Annotated in this window: 19 protein-coding genes; 10 read left to right on the forward strand and 9 right to left on the reverse strand. The window is 58.5% G+C overall.

What is annotated here, in order from left to right:
- Nucleotides 1-121 precede the first annotated feature (121 nt).
- The 4 genes from galU to ACTG2J_RS03675 form a co-directional block, all read right to left on the reverse strand.
- Nucleotides 122-1,033, reverse strand: a complete 912-nt coding sequence (gene galU, locus ACTG2J_RS03660; RefSeq protein WP_005339121.1) for a UTP--glucose-1-phosphate uridylyltransferase GalU — start codon at nucleotides 1,031-1,033, stop codon at nucleotides 122-124.
- 96 nt (nucleotides 1,034-1,129) lie between these two features.
- Nucleotides 1,130-1,450 (reverse strand): ComEA family DNA-binding protein, encoded by a 321-nt coding sequence (locus tag ACTG2J_RS03665; protein WP_115521677.1) that lies wholly within the window; start codon nucleotides 1,448-1,450, stop codon nucleotides 1,130-1,132.
- Nucleotides 1,451-1,827: 377 nt separating this feature from the next.
- Complete coding sequence (pta, locus tag ACTG2J_RS03670) at nucleotides 1,828-4,008, reverse strand: phosphate acetyltransferase (RefSeq protein WP_005339119.1); 2,181 nt, start codon at nucleotides 4,006-4,008, stop codon at nucleotides 1,828-1,830.
- Between the two features lie 55 nt (nucleotides 4,009-4,063).
- Nucleotides 4,064-5,266: an acetate kinase gene (locus ACTG2J_RS03675; protein ID WP_005349210.1), complete on the reverse strand. Its 1,203-nt coding sequence runs from the start codon at nucleotides 5,264-5,266 to the stop codon at nucleotides 4,064-4,066.
- A gap of 304 nt (nucleotides 5,267-5,570) precedes the next feature.
- Here ACTG2J_RS03675 and yfbV point away from each other — a divergent pair, with 304 nt between their 5' ends.
- A complete protein-coding gene (yfbV, locus tag ACTG2J_RS03680) occupies nucleotides 5,571-6,011 on the forward strand; it encodes a terminus macrodomain insulation protein YfbV (protein ID WP_005339116.1) in 441 nt (146 codons plus the stop codon).
- 59 nt (nucleotides 6,012-6,070) lie between these two features.
- On the opposite strand, the gene ACTG2J_RS03685 is transcribed toward yfbV, so the two are convergent.
- The 3 genes from ACTG2J_RS03685 to ACTG2J_RS03695 all read right to left on the reverse strand — a co-directional run bounded on the left by ACTG2J_RS03685 (nucleotide 6,071) and on the right by ACTG2J_RS03695 (nucleotide 7,759).
- Nucleotides 6,071-6,571 (reverse strand): YfbU family protein, encoded by a 501-nt coding sequence (locus ACTG2J_RS03685; protein ID WP_439988999.1) that lies wholly within the window; start codon nucleotides 6,569-6,571, stop codon nucleotides 6,071-6,073.
- 165 nt (nucleotides 6,572-6,736) lie between these two features.
- Nucleotides 6,737-7,201, reverse strand: coding sequence for a thioredoxin-dependent thiol peroxidase (gene bcp / locus ACTG2J_RS03690; RefSeq protein WP_439988997.1), 465 nt, complete (start codon nucleotides 7,199-7,201; stop codon nucleotides 6,737-6,739).
- A gap of 24 nt (nucleotides 7,202-7,225) precedes the next feature.
- Nucleotides 7,226-7,759 (reverse strand): glycine cleavage system protein R, encoded by a 534-nt coding sequence (locus tag ACTG2J_RS03695; RefSeq protein ID WP_005349229.1) that lies wholly within the window; start codon nucleotides 7,757-7,759, stop codon nucleotides 7,226-7,228.
- A gap of 205 nt (nucleotides 7,760-7,964) precedes the next feature.
- Here ACTG2J_RS03695 and dapA point away from each other — a divergent pair, with 205 nt between their 5' ends.
- The 3 genes from dapA (at nucleotide 7,965) to ACTG2J_RS03710 (ending at nucleotide 11,243) form a co-directional block, all read left to right on the forward strand.
- Nucleotides 7,965-8,852, forward strand: coding sequence for a 4-hydroxy-tetrahydrodipicolinate synthase (gene dapA, locus ACTG2J_RS03700; protein ID WP_439997204.1), 888 nt, complete (start codon nucleotides 7,965-7,967; stop codon nucleotides 8,850-8,852).
- Complete coding sequence (gene bamC, locus ACTG2J_RS03705; RefSeq protein ID WP_005349235.1) at nucleotides 8,845-9,972, forward strand: outer membrane protein assembly factor BamC; 1,128 nt, start codon at nucleotides 8,845-8,847, stop codon at nucleotides 9,970-9,972. The genes dapA and bamC overlap by 8 nt, the downstream gene beginning before the upstream one ends.
- Before the next feature lie 167 nt (nucleotides 9,973-10,139).
- The gene (locus ACTG2J_RS03710; RefSeq protein WP_162506306.1) at nucleotides 10,140-11,243 is read left to right on the forward strand and encodes a phosphoribosylaminoimidazolesuccinocarboxamide synthase; all 1,104 of its coding nucleotides are present in this window, start codon (nucleotides 10,140-10,142) and stop codon (nucleotides 11,241-11,243) included.
- 125 nt (nucleotides 11,244-11,368) lie between these two features.
- Here ACTG2J_RS03710 and ACTG2J_RS03715 read toward each other — a convergent pair whose 3' ends face one another.
- Nucleotides 11,369-11,971, reverse strand: a complete 603-nt coding sequence (locus ACTG2J_RS03715; protein WP_021231956.1) for a short chain dehydrogenase — start codon at nucleotides 11,969-11,971, stop codon at nucleotides 11,369-11,371.
- A 97-nt stretch (nucleotides 11,972-12,068) separates the two neighbouring features.
- On the opposite strand from ACTG2J_RS03715, the gene ACTG2J_RS03720 reads away from it, so the two are divergent.
- The 4 genes from ACTG2J_RS03720 (at nucleotide 12,069) to ACTG2J_RS03735 (ending at nucleotide 14,987) form a co-directional block, all read left to right on the forward strand.
- The gene (locus ACTG2J_RS03720) at nucleotides 12,069-12,968 is read left to right on the forward strand and encodes a LysR family transcriptional regulator (protein ID WP_439997900.1); all 900 of its coding nucleotides are present in this window, start codon (nucleotides 12,069-12,071) and stop codon (nucleotides 12,966-12,968) included.
- A 71-nt stretch (nucleotides 12,969-13,039) separates the two neighbouring features.
- Nucleotides 13,040-13,681, forward strand: coding sequence for a DUF2057 domain-containing protein (locus tag ACTG2J_RS03725; protein ID WP_439997205.1), 642 nt, complete (start codon nucleotides 13,040-13,042; stop codon nucleotides 13,679-13,681).
- A gap of 71 nt (nucleotides 13,682-13,752) precedes the next feature.
- On the forward strand, nucleotides 13,753-14,199 hold the full coding sequence (locus tag ACTG2J_RS03730; RefSeq protein WP_263718361.1) for an HIT domain-containing protein: 447 nt from the start codon (nucleotides 13,753-13,755) through the stop codon (nucleotides 14,197-14,199).
- 89 nt (nucleotides 14,200-14,288) lie between these two features.
- Nucleotides 14,289-14,987: a DUF3334 family protein gene (locus ACTG2J_RS03735; protein WP_005339098.1), complete on the forward strand. Its 699-nt coding sequence runs from the start codon at nucleotides 14,289-14,291 to the stop codon at nucleotides 14,985-14,987.
- A gap of 67 nt (nucleotides 14,988-15,054) precedes the next feature.
- Here the strand turns inward: ACTG2J_RS03735 and ACTG2J_RS03740 are convergent, their stop codons facing one another.
- Nucleotides 15,055-16,053, reverse strand: a complete 999-nt coding sequence (locus ACTG2J_RS03740) for a DUF2860 family protein (protein WP_439997206.1) — start codon at nucleotides 16,051-16,053, stop codon at nucleotides 15,055-15,057.
- Nucleotides 16,054-16,259: 206 nt separating this feature from the next.
- On the opposite strand from ACTG2J_RS03740, the gene arcB reads away from it, so the two are divergent.
- Nucleotides 16,260-18,572, forward strand: a complete 2,313-nt coding sequence (gene arcB, locus ACTG2J_RS03745; RefSeq protein ID WP_335875085.1) for an aerobic respiration two-component sensor histidine kinase ArcB — start codon at nucleotides 16,260-16,262, stop codon at nucleotides 18,570-18,572.
- A 51-nt stretch (nucleotides 18,573-18,623) separates the two neighbouring features.
- On the forward strand, nucleotides 18,624-19,988 hold the full coding sequence (gene dgt, locus ACTG2J_RS03750; RefSeq protein ID WP_439997207.1) for a dGTPase: 1,365 nt from the start codon (nucleotides 18,624-18,626) through the stop codon (nucleotides 19,986-19,988).
- The last annotated feature ends 74 nt before the right edge of the window (nucleotides 19,989-20,062 follow it).

Consider the following 20,062-nt stretch of genomic DNA (forward strand, 5'->3'; position numbering starts at 1 on the left):
TACAACATTATGATTTGCTGAGAGTTTATTTACTCTTGATTGATTTTTTGTTGCAAAAATGAAAAAGGAGCATCATTTGATGCTCCTTAAATACGTCTATAAAAAACAGATTTATCAGCGATTACAACTGCTTGACGAACTGCTTCAGCCAGCCGATGAATTCACCATTCAGCTCGTGATGGCGCACACCATATTCCACATTGGCTTTCATGTAGCCGAGCTTGCTGCCGCAATCGTGGCTCTTGCCCTTCATGAAGTAGGCGTTGACCTGCTCCTGCTCCATCAGCATGGCGATGGCATCGGTCAGCTGGATCTCGTCACCGGCACCGGCCGGGGTCTTCTCCAGCAGCGGCCAGATATTGGAGGAGAGGACATAACGACCCACCACCGCCAGATTGGAGGGGGCTTCGTCACGGGGTGGCTTCTCGACAATGGCCTGCATCGGCAGGGACATCCCCTCGCTCAGGGCCTCGCCCTTGATGTCGGCGATGCCGTACTTGTCCACTTCGCTTTCGGGAACCGCTTCCACCATGATCTGGCTGATCTGGTTCTCTTCGAACATGTGTACCATCTCGGCCAGGTTGTCTTTTTTCGGGTCGCTGGCCACTTCATCAATCAGTACATCCGGCAGCAGCACGGCGAAGGGGTTGTCACCGATCAGCGGGCGGGCGCAGAGCACCGCGTGGCCCAGACCTTTGGCCTCACCCTGACGGACGTGCATGATGGTGACGTCTTTCGGGCAGATCTGTTGCACCTCTTCCAGCAGTTGACGCTTGACCCGCTTCTCTAGGGTAGCTTCCAGTTCGAAACTCTTGTCGAAGTGGTTTTCGATGGAGTTCTTGCTCGAGTGGGTGACCAGCACGATCTCTTTGATCCCGGCGGCGATGGCTTCGCGCACTACGTACTGGATCAGCGGTTTGTCGACCACCGGCAACATCTCTTTCGGGATGGCCTTGGTGGCTGGCAGCATACGGGTACCCAGACCGGCTACCGGGAGCACGGCCTTGCGAACTGTCAGAGGAGTCTTTTTCATGGAAAACTATCCAGCGGGATTAAAGTGTGGCCATGATACTCCAAGAAAAATGGGGCAGCCACAGGCTACCCCATTCGTATATGCAGAGCTCGGACGTTATTTGACGATGATCATGTCACGGTTGGCTTCCAGCGTGGCTGGGCCAATGCCATTGACATCTGCCAGCTGATCGACCGAGGTGAACTTTCCCTGTTTTTCCCGATAGTCGACGATGGCTTGTGCCTTCTTGTCGCCAATCCCTTTCAGGCTGGTGAGTTCGGCAAGGGTGGCCGTATTGATATTCAGCTTGCCGGACTCCTTGGCGACCTCGGCTGTGGTTGTTTGCTTGGGCGCTGCCTTATCTACGGCCAGCACAGGTTGGCTGAACAGGGGCAAGCAGGCCAGCAGCATAACTGCAGAGAGCTTCTTCATCAGCATTTCCATTCCTCCATGATGTGGATATTGCCGAGTGGCACATTGATGAATAGCGTATCGAACGGGTCTTTTTCACTGCTATTTCTAACAGGTCAAATCCTCATGCCGATGGCGAAATATTTGCTATAAGCGCTTCGCTATGAATGCCTTCATATATCCAACCTTATGATCTTGAATCTATTTTAGATACATCTTTAAGGTGGCGGGCACGCTTTCCCGCGGCGCTACGCTCGAGACATTTCTGGCACATCACATGGCATTATTCTGTGCAACACTGCGCTGATGGCATGTTTCACTGGTCTTCAAAAGAGAACTAAGAAAAAAGGCTGCTCACCTGGGGTGAGCAGCCTTTGTGATCGGTTTTTTCAGGCTAGAGCTGATTAAGCTTGTTCGTCAGCCTGGGCAGCCTGGATACCGGTCAGGGCGATGGTGTAGACGATGTCGTCAACCAGGGCACCACGGGAGAGGTCGTTGACCGGCTTGCGCATGCCTTGCAGCATCGGGCCGATGGAGACCAGGTCAGCGGAACGCTGCACCGCCTTGTAGGTGGTGTTACCTGTGTTCAGATCCGGGAACACGAACACGGTGGCTTTACCGGCAACCGGTGAGTTCGGTGCCTTGGACTTGGCCACGTTCTCCATGATGGCCGCATCGTACTGCAGCGGGCCGTCGATGATGAGGTCGGGGCGCTTGGCCTTGGCCAGCTCGGTCGCTTCACGCACTTTCTCTACATCGGCACCGGCGCCAGAGGTACCGGTGGAGTAGGAGATCATGGCGACGCGCGGCTCGATGCCGAACGCGGCAGCAGAGTCGGCGGACTGGATAGCGATCTCGGCCAGCTGCTCGGCAGTCGGATCCGGGTTGATCGCGCAGTCACCGTAGACCAGCACCTGGTCAGGCAGCAGCATGAAGAAGATGGAGGAGATCAGGGAAGAGCCCGGAGCGGTCTTGATGATCTGCATCGGCGGACGGATGGTGTTGGCAGTGGTGTGCACCGCGCCGGATACCAGGCCGTCCACTTCGTTGCGCTCCAGCATCATGGTACCCAGTACCACGTTGTCTTCCAGCTGCTCGCGGGCAACCACTTCGGTCATGCCCTTGTTCTTGCGCAGCTCGACCAGACGCGGCACATAGCGCTCGCGCACAACGGCCGGATCGATGATTTCGACGCGATCGGTCAGAACTACACCCTGCTGCTCGGCAACACGACGGATCTCTTCCGGGTTACCCAGCAGCACTGGGCGGGCAATGCCACGCTCGGCACAGATGGCGGCAGCCTTGATGGTGCGCGGCTCGTCGCCTTCCGGCAGCACGACACGCTTGTTGGCCTGACGGGCCAGCTCGGTCAGCTGATAACGGAATGCCGGCGGGCTGAGACGACGGGAACGGGTAGAGCTGACGGTCAGCGACTCGATCCAGTGCTTGTCGATGTGGCCAGCCACATAGTCCTGCACCAGCTCGATACGCTCGCGGTCATCTTCCGGAATATCGACGTTGAAGTTCTGCAGGCTGACGGCGGTCTGCCAGGTGTTGGTACCGGTCATCATGATCGGCAGGCCGGTGGCCATAGCCTGTTGGCACAGCGCCATGACCTGCGGCTCCGGATGATAGTTACCGGTCAGCAGCAGGGCGCCCAGCTTGACGCCGTTCATGGCGGAGAGGCAGGCGGAGACGATAACGTCAGAGCGGTCGCCGGAGGTCACCAGCAGGCTGCCCGGACGGAAGTGCTCGACCATGTTGTGGATGGAGCGGGCACAGAAGGTCACGGTCTGCAGGCGGCGGCTGTCCAGCTCGCCCTTGTGCAGGATCTTGGCGGCCAGATGCTTGGCGAGATCCTTGGCGCGCGGGGCGATCAGCTGGGTGTTCCAGGGGATGCAACCCAGGATGCGCAGCGGGCTCTTGCCAAACACTTGCAGCACTTCCAGGTTGTGAGCTGCGTCAGAAGCGTGGTGATGGGCTTCGAACATCTCGGTCAGGTCAGGGCGGGTTACGCCATGCTCGTCAACCGGCGCGCCAACCTTGTTGATCACGCAGCCAACGATGCGGGGGTTGTTGACACCACCGAAGTTGGAGCAGGCCAGTTCGATGCGCTCTTTCAGCTTCTGGCTGGAGTCATGGCCCGGGTGGGTCACGAATACCATGTCAGCGTCCAGCGCCTTGGCAACGTCGTAGTTCAGCTTGTTGGCAAAGGGCTGCTTGTCGGTCGGCACCATACCTTCGACAACCAGCACTTCGGCACCACTGGATTTCACGTGCTCTTCGAAGCGGGCAACGATCTCTTCCAGCAGGATATCGGTGTTGCTGGAGCTGATCATGTTCTCGGCGTAGGAGAGGGTGAAGGGCTCGGGCGGGTTGATGTTGGCAGCAGCGCGGATAACGGCGGTTGAGCGCTCGGCACCGGTTTCACCCGGACGCGGCTGGGCAACCGGTTTGAAGAAGCTGACATTGACACCGTGACGCTCCATGGCGCGAACAACGCCCAGACTCACGGAAGTTACGCCGACACCAGTGCCGACCGGGATAAGCATAATAGTGCGTGCCACTTTATACCCCTTGTTCATTTTTTGGGATCAGGAAAAGGCCGCCCTGGTGGGCGGCCTCGAGTTACTGCGTCAATTAAGCGCCGACCAGTTCCAGCGCGTCGTGGGCGATAACCCACTCTTCGTTGGTCGGGATAACCAGGGCCTTGGTAGAACCAGCCTTGGTGATCTCGCCACCCTTGCCGAAACGAGCCTTCAGGTTGGCGTCGTGATCAACGTCAAAGCCCAGCAGACCCAGCTTGTTCAGGGTGATTTCACGGATCGGGGCGGAGTTTTCACCGATACCACCGGTGAAAACAACGGCGTCCAGACGACCGTCCATGGCGGCAGCGTAGGCGCCGATGTACTTGGCCAGGCGATAGCAGTAAACGTCCATAGCACGCTTGGCTTCTTCTTTGCTGTCGTAGTTGTCTTCAACGAAACGGCAGTCGGAGGTCACTTCGGTCAGACCCTGCAGGCCGGACTCTTTGGTCAGCATGGTGTTGATATCGGCCACGCTCATGCCCAGCTTGTCGTGCAGGAAGAAGATGATGGCCGGGTCCAGATCGCCGGAGCGGGTACCCATCACCAGACCTTCCAGCGGGGTCAGACCCATGGAGGTATCAACAGATTTGCCGTTCTTGATAGCGCAGACGGAACCGCCGTTGCCCAAGTGGCAGTTGATGATGTTCAGCTCTTCAACCGGCTTGTTCAGCTGCTTGGCAGCTTCCAGGCTGATGTAGTAGTGGCTGGTGCCGTGAGCGCCGTAGCGACGGATGCCGTTCTCTTTGTAGAGCTTGTACGGCAGGGCGTACAGGAAGGCTTCTTCCGGCATGGTCTGGTGGAACGCGGTATCGAATACGGCCACGTTCTTGTCAGCCAGCGCCGGGAATACGCGGCGAGCTTCACGGATACCGATCAGGTGAGCCGGGTTGTGCAGAGGTGCGTACGGAACAGCAGCTTCGATGCCGGCAATCACGTCTTCGCAGATGACAACGGAAGAGGTGAAGCGCTCGCCACCGTGAACAACACGGTGACCGATGGCGATCAGGTTCTTGGACAGTTCCGGATTGAGCGGCAGGATCTTGTTGACGATGAAGTCCAGCGCTTCCTGGTGAGCGGCACCCGCGCCCAGATCGGCACTGCCTTTCTCGCCATTCAGTTTCCACTTGATGCGGGCATCGTCGAGGTTGAAGCACTCGGCCAGGCCGGACAGCAGGTCATCACCGGTGGTTGCGTCAATGACGGCAAACTTCAGGGAAGAGCTGCCACAGTTAAGAACAAGAACCAGCTTACTCATGAATAAATCCTATCGCAGATTGGGTTGTGTAGGCGGATGCGTTGGACGCGGTGCGGCCAAAAACTTTCAACTTATCCTTATGAGGGTTGGCAATCTGTTGCTTGCCCCTTGTATAGTGATACAAGACCCGAAATCCAGACGTCCCTGACAGGTCAATAGCAAGAAGCTTTTGACGCAAAAATGGGCGTACAAAGGATAACCCGATTGTTGAAAAATAACAAAGTCATCCTCAACCTTTGTTACTTTGCATCAAATTTTGTCGAGGTTTTGCCGTTAGTACGTTCAAAAAGCGCTCGGAGGTAGTATGAGCATGAACATTTTTGGAACTAAGTTACAGCAAGGCCGCCATTATATGACGCTTTGGCCGCGCCGTCCCGAGCTCAATTCGATGTTTCCTGAAAATCGGGTGATCAAGGCGACCGAGTTCGCCCTCAAGGTGATCCCCGCGCTGGCGGTGCTGAGCGTGATGCTGCAGTTCCAGTTTGGCGAGCTGCACTACTGGCCCTCCGTCATCACATCCGTGCTGTTTCTGCTCAGCTTGCCGCTGCAGGGCTACTACTGGCTCGGCCAGCGTGCCGACACCCGTTTACCCCCGTCGCTGGCGAGCTGGTATCGGGAGATCAACGGCAAGATGAACGAGCAGGGTGGCCGTCGTCAGCTGGTGTCTCAGCCGCGCTATGAAGAGCTGGCCGATACCCTCAAGGCCGCCTTCCAGCAGCTCGATAAATCCTTTCTCTACGAATAACCCGTTTCAGATGCAAAAAGGCGCCAGTGGCGCCTTTTTTGTTGCGGCCGGTGTGCGGATCACGCTGCCAGTACCTTGCGGATCTCCTGAATGGAGAGCTTGTACTGACGGGGACACTGGCGCCATACAGTTAGCATCCGCTGGTACTTGTCGCGCATGGCGATGTCGCTGGAGAGCTCGTCGCACGGGCACTTGAGCTCGGGGAAGCGCTTGTCCACCTCCAGCAGGAAGCAGACGTAGTCAGCCAGTTCACGCTCCTGGCTGCGGCTGTAGCCGTTGAACTCCAGACGGCTGGCGTTGATCTCGCCCTGATCGGCGGCATCCAGATTGCCCCATGAGATGGCCAGTGCGTGGTGCAGCTCTAGGGTGTCGATTACCTCCTGGCAGGTAGCCAGATCCAGATGGCCGAAGCTCTTCTCCAGTTCGAGGATCTGCAGGCAGTAGCCGCGCTCGATAATGGTGCTGGCACGCTGGTAGAAGCCCGCTTTCTCCGGATTGAGTTTCGCCAGAATTTCGTACTGGTTGCTCAGGATCAAACGCTCTGTGTTGCTCATGTTCATGGGATATCTCGCTGGAAGATGACTCTGGAGCCACGTTAACTCATATATAAAATGAATTTTTTGATCTGGGGCGGGGGAGTTGGTGAGAAAAATCCGCTGGCAAGGGGCGGCTGGCCAGACAAAAAAGGCCTGCGTGGCAGGCCTTTCAAGGATGAAGGGGGAAAATTATCCCTTGAGGAAATCCAGCACCACCTGATGGTGATCGCTGGTTTTGAACTTGTCGAAGTGGTGGGCAATCTTGCCCTCTTGGTCGATGAGGAAGCTCTGGCGGTGAATGCCGTCATACTCCTTGCCCATGAACTTCTTCGGGCCCCAGACGCCAAAGGCATCGGCGACGGCGTGGTCTTCATCAGCCAGCAGGGTGAAGTTGAGCTGGTCCCGCTCTTCGAACTTTTTCAGACGTTTGGCCGGATCCGGGCTGATGCCAAGCACCACCACATTGAGGGCGGCCAGCTCGGCGTTCACATCGCGCAGGCTGCAGGCCTGGGTGGTGCAGCCGGGAGTCATCGCCTTGGGGTAGAAATAGACCAGCACCTTCTTGCCGCGCAGGCCAGCGAGGCTGACCTGATTGCCATTCTGGTCGGGCAGGGAGAAATCGGGGGCGGGGCTGCCAGCTTGTAGTGGTTGCATGGGGTCTCCTCGGGTAAAACGCCCTCAGGCGTGTTTGCGATTGACGATAAACTCGAACGATTCGGCACCCAGTTGACGACAGAATTCGGCGAAGGCGGTTTGCGAACCTTCCACTTCACCCTCTCTGGCCAGATTGAGCTGAAAACTGATCTTCAGCAGGTTGAACGGCTGCTGTTCCAGAGTCATGGATTGCATCGCCTGGATATTCCAGCCATGTTCGCTGAAGAACTGGGTGCACTGGCTTACGATGCCGGGCTCGTCGCGGATCAACAGGTCGGCACTGGCGCGGACGTCATACTGCAGGGACTGGTGGCGCTCGGTGCGTTTCATCATGGTGATGAGATCCCACTCCTGGCTACGCAGGGGCAGGCTGATTTCGAGTTGCATCATGCTGTTCCAGTCGCCCGAGAGCAGCATGATAAAGGTAAATTCATTGCCGAAGATGCCAAGGCGGCTGTCTACAATGTTGCAACCACAGCCACTGACGTGGCGGGTCACTTCATTGACGATGCCAGGCCTGTCCGTGCCGATGGCCGTTACGACCAGGTAGTGAGTCATAAATCTTCTCTCGTCCGTTATTTCGTTGCGAAAGCCGCGCTGGCAAGCCAACCCTCCGGCCCTGATGACCACTCCCTGAGGGACGCTGCCGACTTTCGTCCATTACTTTTTGTTCCGGATGGTATCACGGCTTGCCCCCTCTCTCCCTTGTTTTTCAAAGGGGGCAGCTTTACCATTACGCCCCTGAAAATCGGGAGAAAAGTCCATGTTACGCGGTAGTATTGTTGCGCTCGTTACCCCCATGCAGGCTTCGGGTGAAGTCGATTGGGCCAGTCTGGCCAAACTGGTCGACTTTCATGTCAGCGCCGGGACCAGCGCCATTGTTGCGGTGGGCACCACAGGGGAATCGGTGACCCTGAGCGAGCAGGAGCATATCGCCGTCGTTGAAAAGACCGTTGAGTATGCCGCCGGACGCATTCCCGTCATCGCCGGTTGCGGCTCCAACAATACTGCCCATGCCATTGAATTGGCAAAGCGACTGGCCAAAACCGGCGTGGTGGCGGGTCTCTCGGTGACTCCTTACTACAACAAGCCCACTCAGGAAGGTCTCTATCGCCACTATTGTGCGATCGCCGAGGCTAGTGGTCTGCCCCAAATTCTTTATAATGTGCCCGGTCGCACCTGTTGCGATCTCAAACCGGAGACCGTGGCCCGTCTGGCCAAGGTTCCCGGCATTATTGGTTTGAAAGAGGCAACCGGCGATTTGAGCCGCACCCCGCTGCTGCGCGAGCTGTGCGGGCCGGAGTTTGCCCTTTACAGTGGCGACGATGCCACTGGTTGTGATTTTATGCTGCAAGGTGGCGATGGCGTGATTTCGGTCACCACCAATATTGCGGCGGCCCAGATGGCCGACATGTGTCGTGCTGCGCTGGCCGGTGATGCCGGGCAGGCGCATGACATCAACAATCTCTTGATGCCGTTGCACAAGACTCTGTTCTGCGAACCGAGTCCCACCCCGGTGAAATGGGCCTGTGCCCAACTGGGGTTGATTGCAACAGCCACCTTGCGCCTGCCGCTGGTTGACCTCACCCCCGAGGGCGAACAGCAGATGGCGCGAGCACTGACCACAGCGGAGTTGATGGCGAGTGTTTAAATCTAATGGAAAGGGAAATAGAGCCCGTCTGGTGCTGAGCGTTGCGACTGTGGCCGTCTTGGCCGGTTGCAGCACCCCCCAGGATCGCAAAATGGCCAACCGCGACTTCGGTTATGAAGATGCCCGCCTCGAGGGCCGCGCGTTCTTGATCCCCGCAGGATTGAGTGCCCCCACCTTCAACAGCCAGTACGATATTCCGCCGCTTCCCGAGAGCAGCCGTGAAGGTGCCCTCGGCGCCCAGGTTGATGTGCGCCCACCCGCTCAACTGCTGACCGTGGTACCGGGCAGCCAGGTGGTGCAGAGCGCAACCGAACCGACCGTTGCCTTCTATGCCCTGAGCACCAGCCAGAGCGTGGAGCGCGATACCTGGTCGTTCCTGATGAACTTCCTGGCCAAATACAAGGTCACCACCGAGAAGCTGGATCAGCAGGATGGCGTATTGCAGACCGGCTGGTTTGACAACACGGTAGCCCTCGATGGCTGGGGTGAAGATGACGAAGACTTCAAAATCCGTCAGCGTTACCAGTTCACCGTACGCAACGACGCCCAGCGCCACGCCGTCAACATGTCGGTCCGGGTACTGGATCACGAAGAGACCATCGACGGCGAGACCAGCAACAAGCTGACCCCTGCCGATGCCCAGCGCTATGCCGCACGAGTGCTGAACCAGTTCTCTCTCTATTACGACAGCCAGCTGAAAGCCCGCGAGCAGCACAAGTCCAACGATGGCATGGGTCTGCAACTGGGTCTGGACAACAACGAGCTGAGCGCCTGGATTGCCGAAGGTTCCTTTGATCAGGTGTGGCGTCGCCTCAACCAGGTACTGCCTGCTTACGGTTTCACCATCAAGGATACCCAGCAGTCTCTGGGCTGGATCGACGTCGAGTACGAAGAGCCGGGTGCCGAGTTCTGGAAGGCGAAAGGGAGCGAGCCGTTCAAACTGGAGGAGGAGAAATACCGCTTCCAGCTTGGTGAAATGGCGGGAGGCAAGACCTCCATCACCCTGTTCGACAAGGACAAGAAGCCGGTATCGTCCGGGGTTATCTCCCAGATGTATATCAGCCTGTCCGAGGCGTTCGCCAAGGGGCTGGCCGATCAGGCAGCAGCAAAAGCAGAATAAATACAGGGGCCTTGTGCCCCTGTTTTGTTATCGGAATCCCCCTGAAAACGCGGGGATTCCGAGTGGTTTTCGATGATGCGAGCCCCCTTGCCAGCCCGTTGCAAACAGAGCGCGCAGGTGAGGAACTCGCGATGTTTACCCCCCACAAACAGGAAGTGTTATTAGCCATGAGTCTTGCAGATCAAGTATTGGCGGTGAATGACGATTTGCCGATCCGTACCGATAAACCTGTCCATTCCGGCAAAGTGCGCAGCGTCTACTGGTTGACCCCCGAAGACAGTGCCCGGCTCATAAAAGAGAAAGGCTATGATGTGCCGGCCGATGCGCCCCTCGCCCTCATGGTGATCAGCGATCGCATCTCGGCTTTCGATTGCATCTGGCAAGGTGTGGATGGCCTGAACGGCGTACCGGGCAAAGGGGCGGCGCTCAACGCCATCTCCAGCCACTGGTTCAAGCTGTTCAAGGAGAAGGGACTGGCTGACAGCCACATTCTGGATATTCCGCACCCCTTCGTCTGGATCGTGCAAAAAGCCCGTCCGGTGATGATCGAGGCGATTGCCCGCCAGTACATCACCGGCTCCATGTGGCGTGCCTACAAGGATGGCGAGCGCGAGTTCTGCGGCATCACCCTGCCGGAAGGGCTCAAAAAAGATCAAAAGCTGCCGGAAATCCTCATCACCCCGTCTACCAAGGGCGTGCTGAAAGGGCTGGATGGCGTGCCGGAAGCCGATGACGTCAATGTCTCCCGTGCCGATATCGAGCGCCACTATAAAGGCTTCAACTTCAGCAAACCGGCCGACATCGACCGCTACGAAGTGCTGCTCAAAGAGGGCTTCAACGTCATCAGCGACGCGCTGGCCGGGCTGGATCAGATCTTCGTCGATACCAAGTTCGAGTTTGGTTACGTCCACGATGCCGCCGGCAACGAGAAGCTGATCTACATGGATGAAGTGGGCACCCCCGACAGCTCCCGTATCTGGGATGGCGCGGCCCTGCGCGACGGTCAGATTGTCGAGAAGTCCAAAGAGGGTTTCCGTCAGTGGCTGCTCAACCACTTCCCGGATCCGGACATCCTGCTCAACAAGAACCGCATGCCGGAACGTTTCGCCCTGGCCCGCGACAACAAGCTGCCGACCGAAGTGATGATGGATATCTCCAACACCTACGTCGGGATCGCCGAGAAGATCATCGGCCACAAGCTGGCGCGTTCTGCAAATCCCAAGCAGGAGATCATCGAGGTGCTGCGCGAGCAGTACGGTCTGATCGACTAAGGGTGCTCTTTTTTTGTCGCCAACAAACAAACGTTTGCCGGCAGCAAAGGAGATAGGCAGAGAAACAGACGGGCCCCGTTGCGGGGCCCGTTTTTATTGCTGGTCTGGCGGTAAGCGAGCGGCGCTTAGCCGTTCACTCTGAACACCTGACCGGTCTGGATGCCCAGCACCGACTTCTTGTAAGCCTGCGCCACCTTGGCGGCGGGCACCGGCACGAAGCCCGGGAAGAAGTCGGCGTATTTGTCCATCGACTCCGCCAGCACGGTGGGGCTCACCACGTTGATGCGAAGGCCTCTGGGTAGCTCGCAGGCGGCCGCTTTCACAAAGTGATCGATGGCGCCGTTGACTGTGCTGGCGCTCACGCCCCAGTTGATCGGCTCCTCGCTCAGAATACCGCTGATCAAAGTGATGGAACCCTTGTCAGTCAGATAGGGAATGGCGGCTCGGGTCAGGTTGATCTGGCCCATCAGCTTGCTCTCCAGTCCCACCTGCCACTGCTCGTCGGTCATCTCGGTCAGGCCGTTGAAGGCCACGCTGCCGCTGGCCACCACCAGCGCATCAAACTGGCCTACTTGGGCAAACAGCGCCTTGATGGAGGCGGGATCGCGCATGTCGACCGTGGCATCGCCACGGCTGTGGCCGACCCGGATCACCTGATGATCTTTGGCAAGCAGTTCACTGACCGCGGAGCCGACGGTGCCGGAGGCACCCACAATCACAATTTTCATCTGCATCACTCCTGGTTGGGATGTATCGATTCTAGCGCAACAGAAAATGCGAAAAAGCGCGTAAAATAAACCCATTGTTTCCATATTGGAGCTAATGATGGATATCGCCCATCTGGCCAGCTTTTACGAAGTGGTGCTGCGCGGCAGTTTCTCGGCTGCTGCCGATACGCTGGGAGTGAGCAAGGGGATGCTGAGCCGCCATGTCAGCGCGCTGGAGACCTCCCTCAATGCACAACTGTTGCAGCGCACCACCCGCCGCCTCAGTCTGACCGAGGCGGGCAAGACCCTCTATCAGCAGGCGGGGGAGATCTTCGCGCTGGCTCGGCAGGCGGAGCAGGATATTCAGGCGCTGACCGAAGAGGATTGCGGACGACTGCGCTTTACCTGCCCGGTCAGCACCGGTGACCGCATGGTGAGCGAACTGCTGACCAGCTTTGCCGCGCTCTGCCCGGGAGTGGAGGTGGAACTCAATTTCACCAACCAGATGGTCGACATGAGTCAGGGAGAAAACGACATCGCCCTGCGCGCCATAAGCGAGGTGCCGGACAATCTGGTGGCCCTGCCGCTGGGGCGGCTCAAGGATGTGGTGGTGGCCAGCCCCGCGCTGGTGGCGCGAGAGGGGCGTCCTGCCACTCCCTATGAGCTGAGCGGGCGCAGCTGCCTGTTGCAGGGACACAATCCGGCCTGGGAGCAGTGGCACTTTATCCGTGAGGGGGAGGAGGCCCACATTCTGGTGCAGGGCAAGGTGCGGACCAACCACTACAGTACCGTGTTGCAATTGGCGCGCGCCGGTATGGGCTATGCCAAGTGTCCGCTGATGCTGGTGGAGTCGCAGCTGATGGCAGGAGAGCTGGTGACCGTGCTCGATGAGTGGCAGAGCGGCTTGCATCAGCTTCATGTGCTGCATGCCCAGCAGCGGCGGGTGCCACGCAAGATCCGGCTGTTCAAGCAGGTGCTGGCCCAGTGGTTTGCCGAGCGACCCCACTACCTGCTCTGAGCGGCGTTATTTTTCTGTCATCTTCGGCTGCTACCCTGCGCCCATCATCGGCATCAGGAAGATCAGCGGGAATGAAGAGTAATAGAGGGTTGACCGGTTTTGTGCTGCTCTGTGCAGTGTTGGGGGCAGGCAGTGTGCAGGCCATGGTGGACGTGAAGGTGCCGGAGAATTTCCGCATTCTCGCGGTGAGCAACGGTACCTTGCAGGATGAGCAGCATGCCACCCTGGCGGATGGCGAGCAGCAACTGCTGGTGCGCTTCGAGGGGGTGATCCCCAGTCGCAGCAGCAGCGAGAATGATCGGCAGGTACGCTCCGAGCCGCAGGTGGTGCGCTATCAGGGCAGCAATCAGCATTTGCAGCTGACGGCCAGCGTACCGGGAGACGAGCGGGGGATGCAGGCGTATGCCAAGGATCCGGTGGTGGCGTTGCAGGAGAATGGCCGCGCGCTTGCCATCCAGCAGGACGCGCTGGTGGCCAGTGGCATGCTGCTTGGGGTGGATTGGAACGGCAAACTGGCTGAATACAACCGCAGCGGCGGCAAGGCGGCGCTGACGGCCGCCGCTGTTACTACACAACCAACGGCTACGCTCTCCGGTGGGGCGCAACCCGTTGTGGCAGCCAGCGAGCTGGAAGGGCAGTTGCAGCAGCTGTTCCTCAAGGCAGACCCCGCCCTTCGCAAGCGCTTTATCAGCTGGGCCGTGCCACAGCTTTAAGTTTGTCGCCCGTTGCAGTAACGTGGGCATCCCTGTCGGATGCCCTCTTCATCGTACTCAACGAGGTGTTCATGTTTGAATTGCATTCCCGCCTGCAGGCAGATACCCGGTGGCTCGGGGATCTGCCCCTCTGCCGGGTCTTGCTGGCCAAAGACTGCCAGTATCCCTGGCTGATCCTGGTACCGCGAGTAGCCAACCTGCGGGAAATTCACCATCTGGCGCCGGAGCAGCAGCAACAGCTGATGCAGGAGTCCTGCGCCGTCGCCGCCCTGATGGAGAAGGCCCTCAGCCCGGACAAGATCAACATTGGGGCGCTGGGTAATCTGGTGCCGCAACTCCACCTTCACCATGTCGCCCGCTTTGCGACGGATCGCGCCTGGCCCGGCCCCATCTGGGGGGCTCATCCGGTCGTGCCTTATGAGCCACAAGTTTTGGTCCAGCAGGCCGATATATGGCGTGCCCGGCTCGCCAAGCTGAGCGGTTTCACCCCAGTGGCTGCTGATAACGGAGTCAACTGAGAGGCATGTCGCTATTTCAGTCTCCGAGCCGCGCCATCTGTTAGAGTTATGGTATAGATAAGCCCATTTTCGATGTTCAGGAAGGTCCCATGATAGTGACAAGATCCGATGACGATGCCGTATTGACCACAGAGGATGTGCTGCTCAGCCTGTGCAACTCGGTGACGGACGTTTTGAGTGCCGCGACCATGAGTCAGGTGCGGTTTTCCGGCATGGTGCAGCGGATCAGCAAGACCTGCCTCAAGCCGGATATCGGTTGCTTCGTGCTGTTCGATGGCGGTTTTTCCGGTCTGGTGGTGATCAACTTCTCCGCCGCCGCCGCCATGGAGCTGTACGAGAGCTACATGCTCAGCATGGGGCTCTCCAAAGAGGATCTCGCCATCTCCCACACCTCTGACGAGGTGAGCAACGTGATGGGCGAGCTGATGAACCAGATCGTCGGTAGCTTTACCGTCAAGGTGGGCCGCGATCTGCAGACTCACATCACCCAGAACCAGCCGAAGATGCTGGCGCTAAACAAGCAGGTGATGCTGAGCGTCGATACCAATCTCGACAGCCCGGAGTCCCGCCGCGTCACCTTCTTCACCGCCCGCAACAATATCTTCTATCTGGAGCTGGCGATGGACAAAACCGAGTTCATCCGCATCCACAATGAGGGAATGGAGCATGAAGAGCTGGATCCCGATGCGCTGATCGCACAGGCCAAGCAGGATGCCGCCAAGCCGGCTCAGGCTGCTGCCCCGGTTGCCAACGATCACGACGATCTGCTCGACTCTCTGGGTATTTGAGTCAATCGCCGGATAACAACAAGGCCACCTTCGGGTGGCCTTGTTGTATCGGTACGCATAACCGTTGTTAGAAGTTGTAGAGCAGGCCGGTGTTGAACATCACGGATTCAGAATCGTAGAAGTTGACGTCGGAGTCGGACTTGGCGTAGCCAGCGGTAAAGGTCGCCGAGAGCGGCGCGATACCGAACAGGCGGTGCCAGAAGAAGGTACCGGTCAGGGCAAACTCGTCGGAGTCGGCGTTTTGGCCAAAGATGGGGTTGGCTTCATCATATTTGGTCTGGCCCAGATAGGCGTTGCTGACGAAAGACCACTGGGAAGCGCGCATGCCGTAGGTCAACTGGAGGCCGTTGCTCTTGTAGCTTTGGGCGCTGCCGTCCAGATCGGCTTGGCGGTAGATAAAGGCTGGCTCCAGAATTTGACCGGGTGCCAGCTGCCATTTGTAGGAGAGGTCGAGGGCGTGGATCTTGCCGTTGCGATCCAGCTTGGCTGCATAGTTTGTCTGGTTATCCTTATCGTATTGCTGGCCGCTGCGTTCCTCATCCACCTCGATGTTGCGGGTGGTCAGGCTGCCATTGAAGTTGCTACCCCAGATGCTGTCCCAGGCGAAGCGCACCCCTTTTGACTTGATATCGGTCGACTGGCGATCAACGCCTACGGCGAAGGGATCGCTCCACTGCTCGGTCGGCATGGCATTAAAGACCACGGAGCCAGCTACGATGCCCTTGTCGCTCATCTCCTGACGGATACCGAGCTGCTGGGTGAAGTCGAAACGGATGGCATCCTGGATCAGGTTACCGAGGAAGACCTGGGTGCGGGTATCGGCAAAGGTGTAGCGGATATCGGCGTTGAGCAGCGGGGCAACGGCGGAGCTGCTCTCGGCACTGCCCAGTCCGCTCAGGCGGCGGTTTTCATCATCACCACTATAAAAATTCGATTCGTAATTGATGACACTGACCCCGCCAAGCAGGAAACCGGACCAGCCAGACTCCTTGGGAATTTCACCCAAATCAGCATAAGCACTATTTGCGACCAGCAGGCCCAGGCCCAGCAAGGTGGTATTGCGCATCGGATAACTCCTAAATTAAATGGTTGTGAATTATTTCAGCCGGTGAGTATAAAGAAAAAACCTTAATGGCAACTGACTCAATATTGCCAATTATCCTAACCCACTCATTTCATTCGGCGAATCGTTAATTAATTGTGCGAGATTAAGAAGAGTTCACTCGGTTGTGCTGGTATTCTGTACCGCGAATATCGGGGGAAAACAATAAGATGAAACAGATTAAATCCTGGGCGCAATATTATGTCGATCTGATGACCAAGCTGGGACTGGTGCGCTTTAGCATGTTCCTGGCGGCGGGCATTATCGTGCTGGCGGTTGCCATCCAGATGGGGGTGACCCTGTTCCTGCGCGGCAATATCGATGTGATCGACTTCGTTCGCTCGGTCTTCTTTGGCCTGCTGGTGACTCCCTGGGCGGTCTATTTTCTCTCCATCGTGGTGGATCAGCTGGAGGATTCCCGTCAACGACTGAGCCGGATGGTGCGCAAGCTGCAAGATATGCGCGAGCGGGATCTGGAGCTCAATACCCAGCTGCAGGAGAACATCAGCCGTCTCAACGCCCAGATTGCCGAAACCAATCGGGCCGAGAGCCTGCGTCTGCAGGCCATCGAGGATCTCGAGAACGAGGTGTTCCAGCGGGAGAAAGCCCAGCTCCATCTGGGGGAGCGCACCGCGCTGCTGCGCTCCTTTATCGACTGCTCCCCCGATCTGGTCTACTACCGCAACGAGGATGAGCAGTTCTCCGGCTGCAACCGCGCCATGGAAGAGCTGACCGGCAAGGTGGAGGCCGAGCTGATCGGTCTGACCCCGTTCGATGTCTACAAGCAGGAGATCGCCAACAAGGTGGTGGAGACCGACAAGCAGGTCTTTGCCAGCAACGAGCCGCTCACCTACGAGCAGTGGCTGGAGTATCCCGATGGCCGCAAGGCTTACTTCGAGCTGCGCAAGGTGCCCTTCTTCGACCGCTTCGGCAAGCGACTCGGCCTGCTCGGTTTTGGCCGCGACATCACCGAGCGCAAGCAGTATCAGGACAAGCTGGAGAAGGCGAGCCGTGACAAGACCACCTTTATCTCCACCATCAGCCACGAGTTGCGCACCCCGCTCAACGGCATTGTGGGCTTAAGCCGGATGCTGATGGATACCCCCCTCGATCCCAAACAGCATCAGCAGCTCAAGACCATTCACCTGAGTGCGGTGACCCTTGGCAATATCTTCAACGACATCATCGACTTGGACAAACTGGATCGCCGTCGCCTCGAAATTGCGCCAACCCGTATCGACCTGCCTGCCTTCCTCGACGAGCTGGAGACCCTGTCGCGCATTCAGGCGGAGCAGAAGGGGCTCTATCTCCATTTCGATCGCGATGGCGACATGCCGCAATTTGTGATGGCTGACGGTACCCGCCTGCGTCAGGTGCTGTGGAATCTGGTGGGCAACGCGGTCAAGTTTACCGATGAGGGGGGCGTCACCGTGCGTTGTCTCTCCCATCCAGCCGACGAGCCGGGCAAGCTGGCCCTGCACTTCGAGGTGGAGGATACCGGCATCGGCATCCCGCGCGCCCAGCAGGAGAAGATCTTCGCCATGTACTATCAGGTGCAGGGCAAGAAGCACGCCACCGGCACCGGCATTGGGCTCGCGGTCTCCCGTCAGCTTGTGCAGGCGATGGGCGGCCAGCTCTATGTGGACAGCGATCCGGGCGAAGGCTCCTGCTTCACCGCCGAGCTGGAAGTGGCTTGCGCCGAGCCTGTGTTGCCAGAGCCGGAGGAGGAGATGCCCTCCCTCGATATCCTGCTGGTGGAGGATGTGGAGCTTAACGTGACGGTGGCCTGCGCCTTGCTCAACAAGCTGGGTCATCAGGTGCAGGTGGCACGGGACGGCACCCAGGCGTTGGCGATGGCCAACCCGGATGATTTCGACCTCATTTTGCTCGATATCCAGCTGCCGGACATGACCGGCTTCGATGTGGCGAAAACCCTGCTGGAGCGTTATGGCGACAGCCTGCCACCCATGGTGGCGCTCACCGCCAACTCCACCGGCGATCGCCAGTACTACCGGGATCACGGCATGCAGGATGTCATTAACAAGCCGCTTGGCTCCAAAGCGGTGCGGGAGGTGATTGGTCACCTGTTTGCCGATCTGGCCGAGGATGAAGCGGACGAGCAGGCTGATGCGGGCAATCAGGATGCCCTGCTGGATATCCCCTTCCTCACCGATTATGCCGATACCGTGGGAAAGCAGGTGCTGCTCTCCAGCGTTGATCTGTTCGAGAAGATGATGCCGGACTACATGGCTGTGCTCGACTCCAACATGATTGCCAAGGATCAAGCTGGGGTGGTGGAAGAGGCACACAAGATAAAAGGGGCGGCAGGCTCCATTGGCCTGCGCCGATTGCAGCAGACGGCCCAGCTGATCCAGAGCCCGGATCATCCCGCCTGGTGGGAAAACGTGGAAGACTGGATTGAGACGCTGCGCCGGGAATATCCGGGCGATATCGCCCGTCTGCGGCGCTGGTTGCTGTCTTGAGGCTGGAGGTTGTCTTGAGTCTGATGGAAGTTGCTGGCAAGGAGCTGCAAGATGTATAGCCGTTTGATTACCCCTGCGCGCATCCACCCTTGGGGGGACGAGGATCTGCTGGAGGCGACCGAGCAGGATCGCGCCCGTATCGTGCAGGCCGCGCCGGTGCGCCGGTTGCAGCAGAAGACCCAGGTCTTTCCGCTCGATGTGAAGGCCTCGGTGCGCAGTCGCCTCACCCACTCGCTGGAGGTGCAGGAGACCGGTCGCCAGATCAGCCGCCGCATTTTGGCCGCCTTGCCTGCCGGGATGGTCTGTGAAGGGGCCTTTATCAATCTGGTGGAGATGTCCTGCCTGCTTCATGACGTGGGCAACCCGCCGTTTGGCCACTTTGGCGAGCAGGTGATGAGCCAGTGGCTCGGCGAGATGCTCGATCTCCTCTATCAGCAGGCGCTGGCGCAGCCCCCCTCGGCCCAGTGGGCGGAATTGCGTCAGGACCTGCAACTGTTTGATGGCAACGCCCAGAGTCTGCGGCTGGTGCACAGCTTGCACGAGCTCAACCTGACGCTCGGACAACTGGCGGCGCTCTGCAAATACCCGCAGCAGCCGCAACCCGGGGTGAGCTATGGCCAGCATCATGGCTGGAGCAGCAAACGAGGCATCTTCTTTAGCGAGCAGCCGCTCTACAGTGCCCTCGGCCAGAGTCTGGGATTGGCCCCCGGCTGTCGCCATCCGCTGGTCTACATCATGGAGGCGGCCGATGACATCTCCTACTGCATCGCCGATCTGGAAGATGCGGTAGACCGGCGGATCCTGACTCAGGGTGAACTGCTGGCGGCGCTGCGAGCTGCTGACCAGAGTGACTACGTGGGCACCTTGCTGGATGAGGCGCTGGCCTCTGGTCGGGGCTTTTTCCCCCATTTTCGCCAGCTGTTGACCCGGGATCTGGTGGCGTTGGCGGCGCAGAGCTATGTCAGCGAACATCAGGCCATTTTGCAGGGATCCTATCCGCAAGCGCTGCTGCACGGTCAGGCGCCGGCGGCGCGGGTGCTCGATATCCTCAAGCAGGTGGCCCGCGAGCTGGTCTTTATGCGTCCCGAGGTGGAAGCGCTTGAGCTGGAGGGGTATGCGGCGCTGCGCGGGGTGCTCACCAGTTATGCCTGCCTGTTGGCGCTGCCAGCGCCACAGTTTGCCCGTCTGCTGGCCGGGGAGGGGAGTCAGGCGCTTTTCTTTGCGCGCCGCCTCTATCACCGCCTCTCGGCTCGTCACCTCAAGGCCTATCGATTGGCGATCGCCACCCCGGATCCACGTTTTGCCTGTAAGCATGAGCAAGAGTGGTATTACCGGGTGCGGTTGCTGCTCGATTATGTCAGCGGCATGACGGATACCTACGTGCTGGAGGAGTACCGGCTACTCTCGGGGATCTGATGTCCCAAGCTCCCCTTCGGGCAGCATAAAATGCCGTAAAAACGTTTAAAAAGGAGTCGCAAGAGGCTTGTTTT

The organism is Aeromonas sp. 6P (genome assembly GCF_051919525.1).
Taxonomy (GTDB): Bacteria; Pseudomonadota; Gammaproteobacteria; order Enterobacterales; family Aeromonadaceae; genus Aeromonas; species Aeromonas veronii.

Excerpts from the sequence above, each read along its gene's own strand:
- arcB (WP_335875085.1), top strand. The coding sequence starts at position 16,260 with ATGAAACAGATTAAATCCTGGGCGCAATATTATGTCGATCTGATGACC.
- galU (WP_005339121.1), bottom strand. The coding sequence starts at position 1,033 with ATGAAAAAGACTCCTCTGACAGTTCGCAAGGCCGTGCTCCCGGTAGCC.
- ACTG2J_RS03725 (WP_439997205.1), top strand. The coding sequence starts at position 13,040 with ATGAAGAGTAATAGAGGGTTGACCGGTTTTGTGCTGCTCTGTGCAGTG.
- ACTG2J_RS03710 (WP_162506306.1), top strand. The coding sequence starts at position 10,140 with ATGAGTCTTGCAGATCAAGTATTGGCGGTGAATGACGATTTGCCGATC.
- yfbV (WP_005339116.1), top strand. The coding sequence starts at position 5,571 with ATGAGCATGAACATTTTTGGAACTAAGTTACAGCAAGGCCGCCATTAT.
- ACTG2J_RS03685 (WP_439988999.1), bottom strand. The coding sequence starts at position 6,571 with ATGAACATGAGCAACACAGAGCGTTTGATCCTGAGCAACCAGTACGAA.
- ACTG2J_RS03735 (WP_005339098.1), top strand. The coding sequence starts at position 14,289 with ATGATAGTGACAAGATCCGATGACGATGCCGTATTGACCACAGAGGAT.
- ACTG2J_RS03665 (WP_115521677.1), bottom strand. The coding sequence starts at position 1,450 with ATGCTGATGAAGAAGCTCTCTGCAGTTATGCTGCTGGCCTGCTTGCCC.
- pta (WP_005339119.1), bottom strand. The coding sequence starts at position 4,008 with ATGAACAAGGGGTATAAAGTGGCACGCACTATTATGCTTATCCCGGTC.
- ACTG2J_RS03740 (WP_439997206.1), bottom strand. The coding sequence starts at position 16,053 with ATGCGCAATACCACCTTGCTGGGCCTGGGCCTGCTGGTCGCAAATAGT.
- bcp (WP_439988997.1), bottom strand. The coding sequence starts at position 7,201 with ATGCAACCACTACAAGCTGGCAGCCCCGCCCCCGATTTCTCCCTGCCC.
- ACTG2J_RS03720 (WP_439997900.1), top strand. The coding sequence starts at position 12,069 with ATGGATATCGCCCATCTGGCCAGCTTTTACGAAGTGGTGCTGCGCGGC.
- ACTG2J_RS03695 (WP_005349229.1), bottom strand. The coding sequence starts at position 7,759 with ATGACTCACTACCTGGTCGTAACGGCCATCGGCACGGACAGGCCTGGC.
- ACTG2J_RS03715 (WP_021231956.1), bottom strand. The coding sequence starts at position 11,971 with ATGAAAATTGTGATTGTGGGTGCCTCCGGCACCGTCGGCTCCGCGGTC.
- ACTG2J_RS03675 (WP_005349210.1), bottom strand. The coding sequence starts at position 5,266 with ATGAGTAAGCTGGTTCTTGTTCTTAACTGTGGCAGCTCTTCCCTGAAG.
- dgt (WP_439997207.1), top strand. The coding sequence starts at position 18,624 with ATGTATAGCCGTTTGATTACCCCTGCGCGCATCCACCCTTGGGGGGAC.
- ACTG2J_RS03730 (WP_263718361.1), top strand. The coding sequence starts at position 13,753 with ATGTTTGAATTGCATTCCCGCCTGCAGGCAGATACCCGGTGGCTCGGG.
- dapA (WP_439997204.1), top strand. The coding sequence starts at position 7,965 with ATGTTACGCGGTAGTATTGTTGCGCTCGTTACCCCCATGCAGGCTTCG.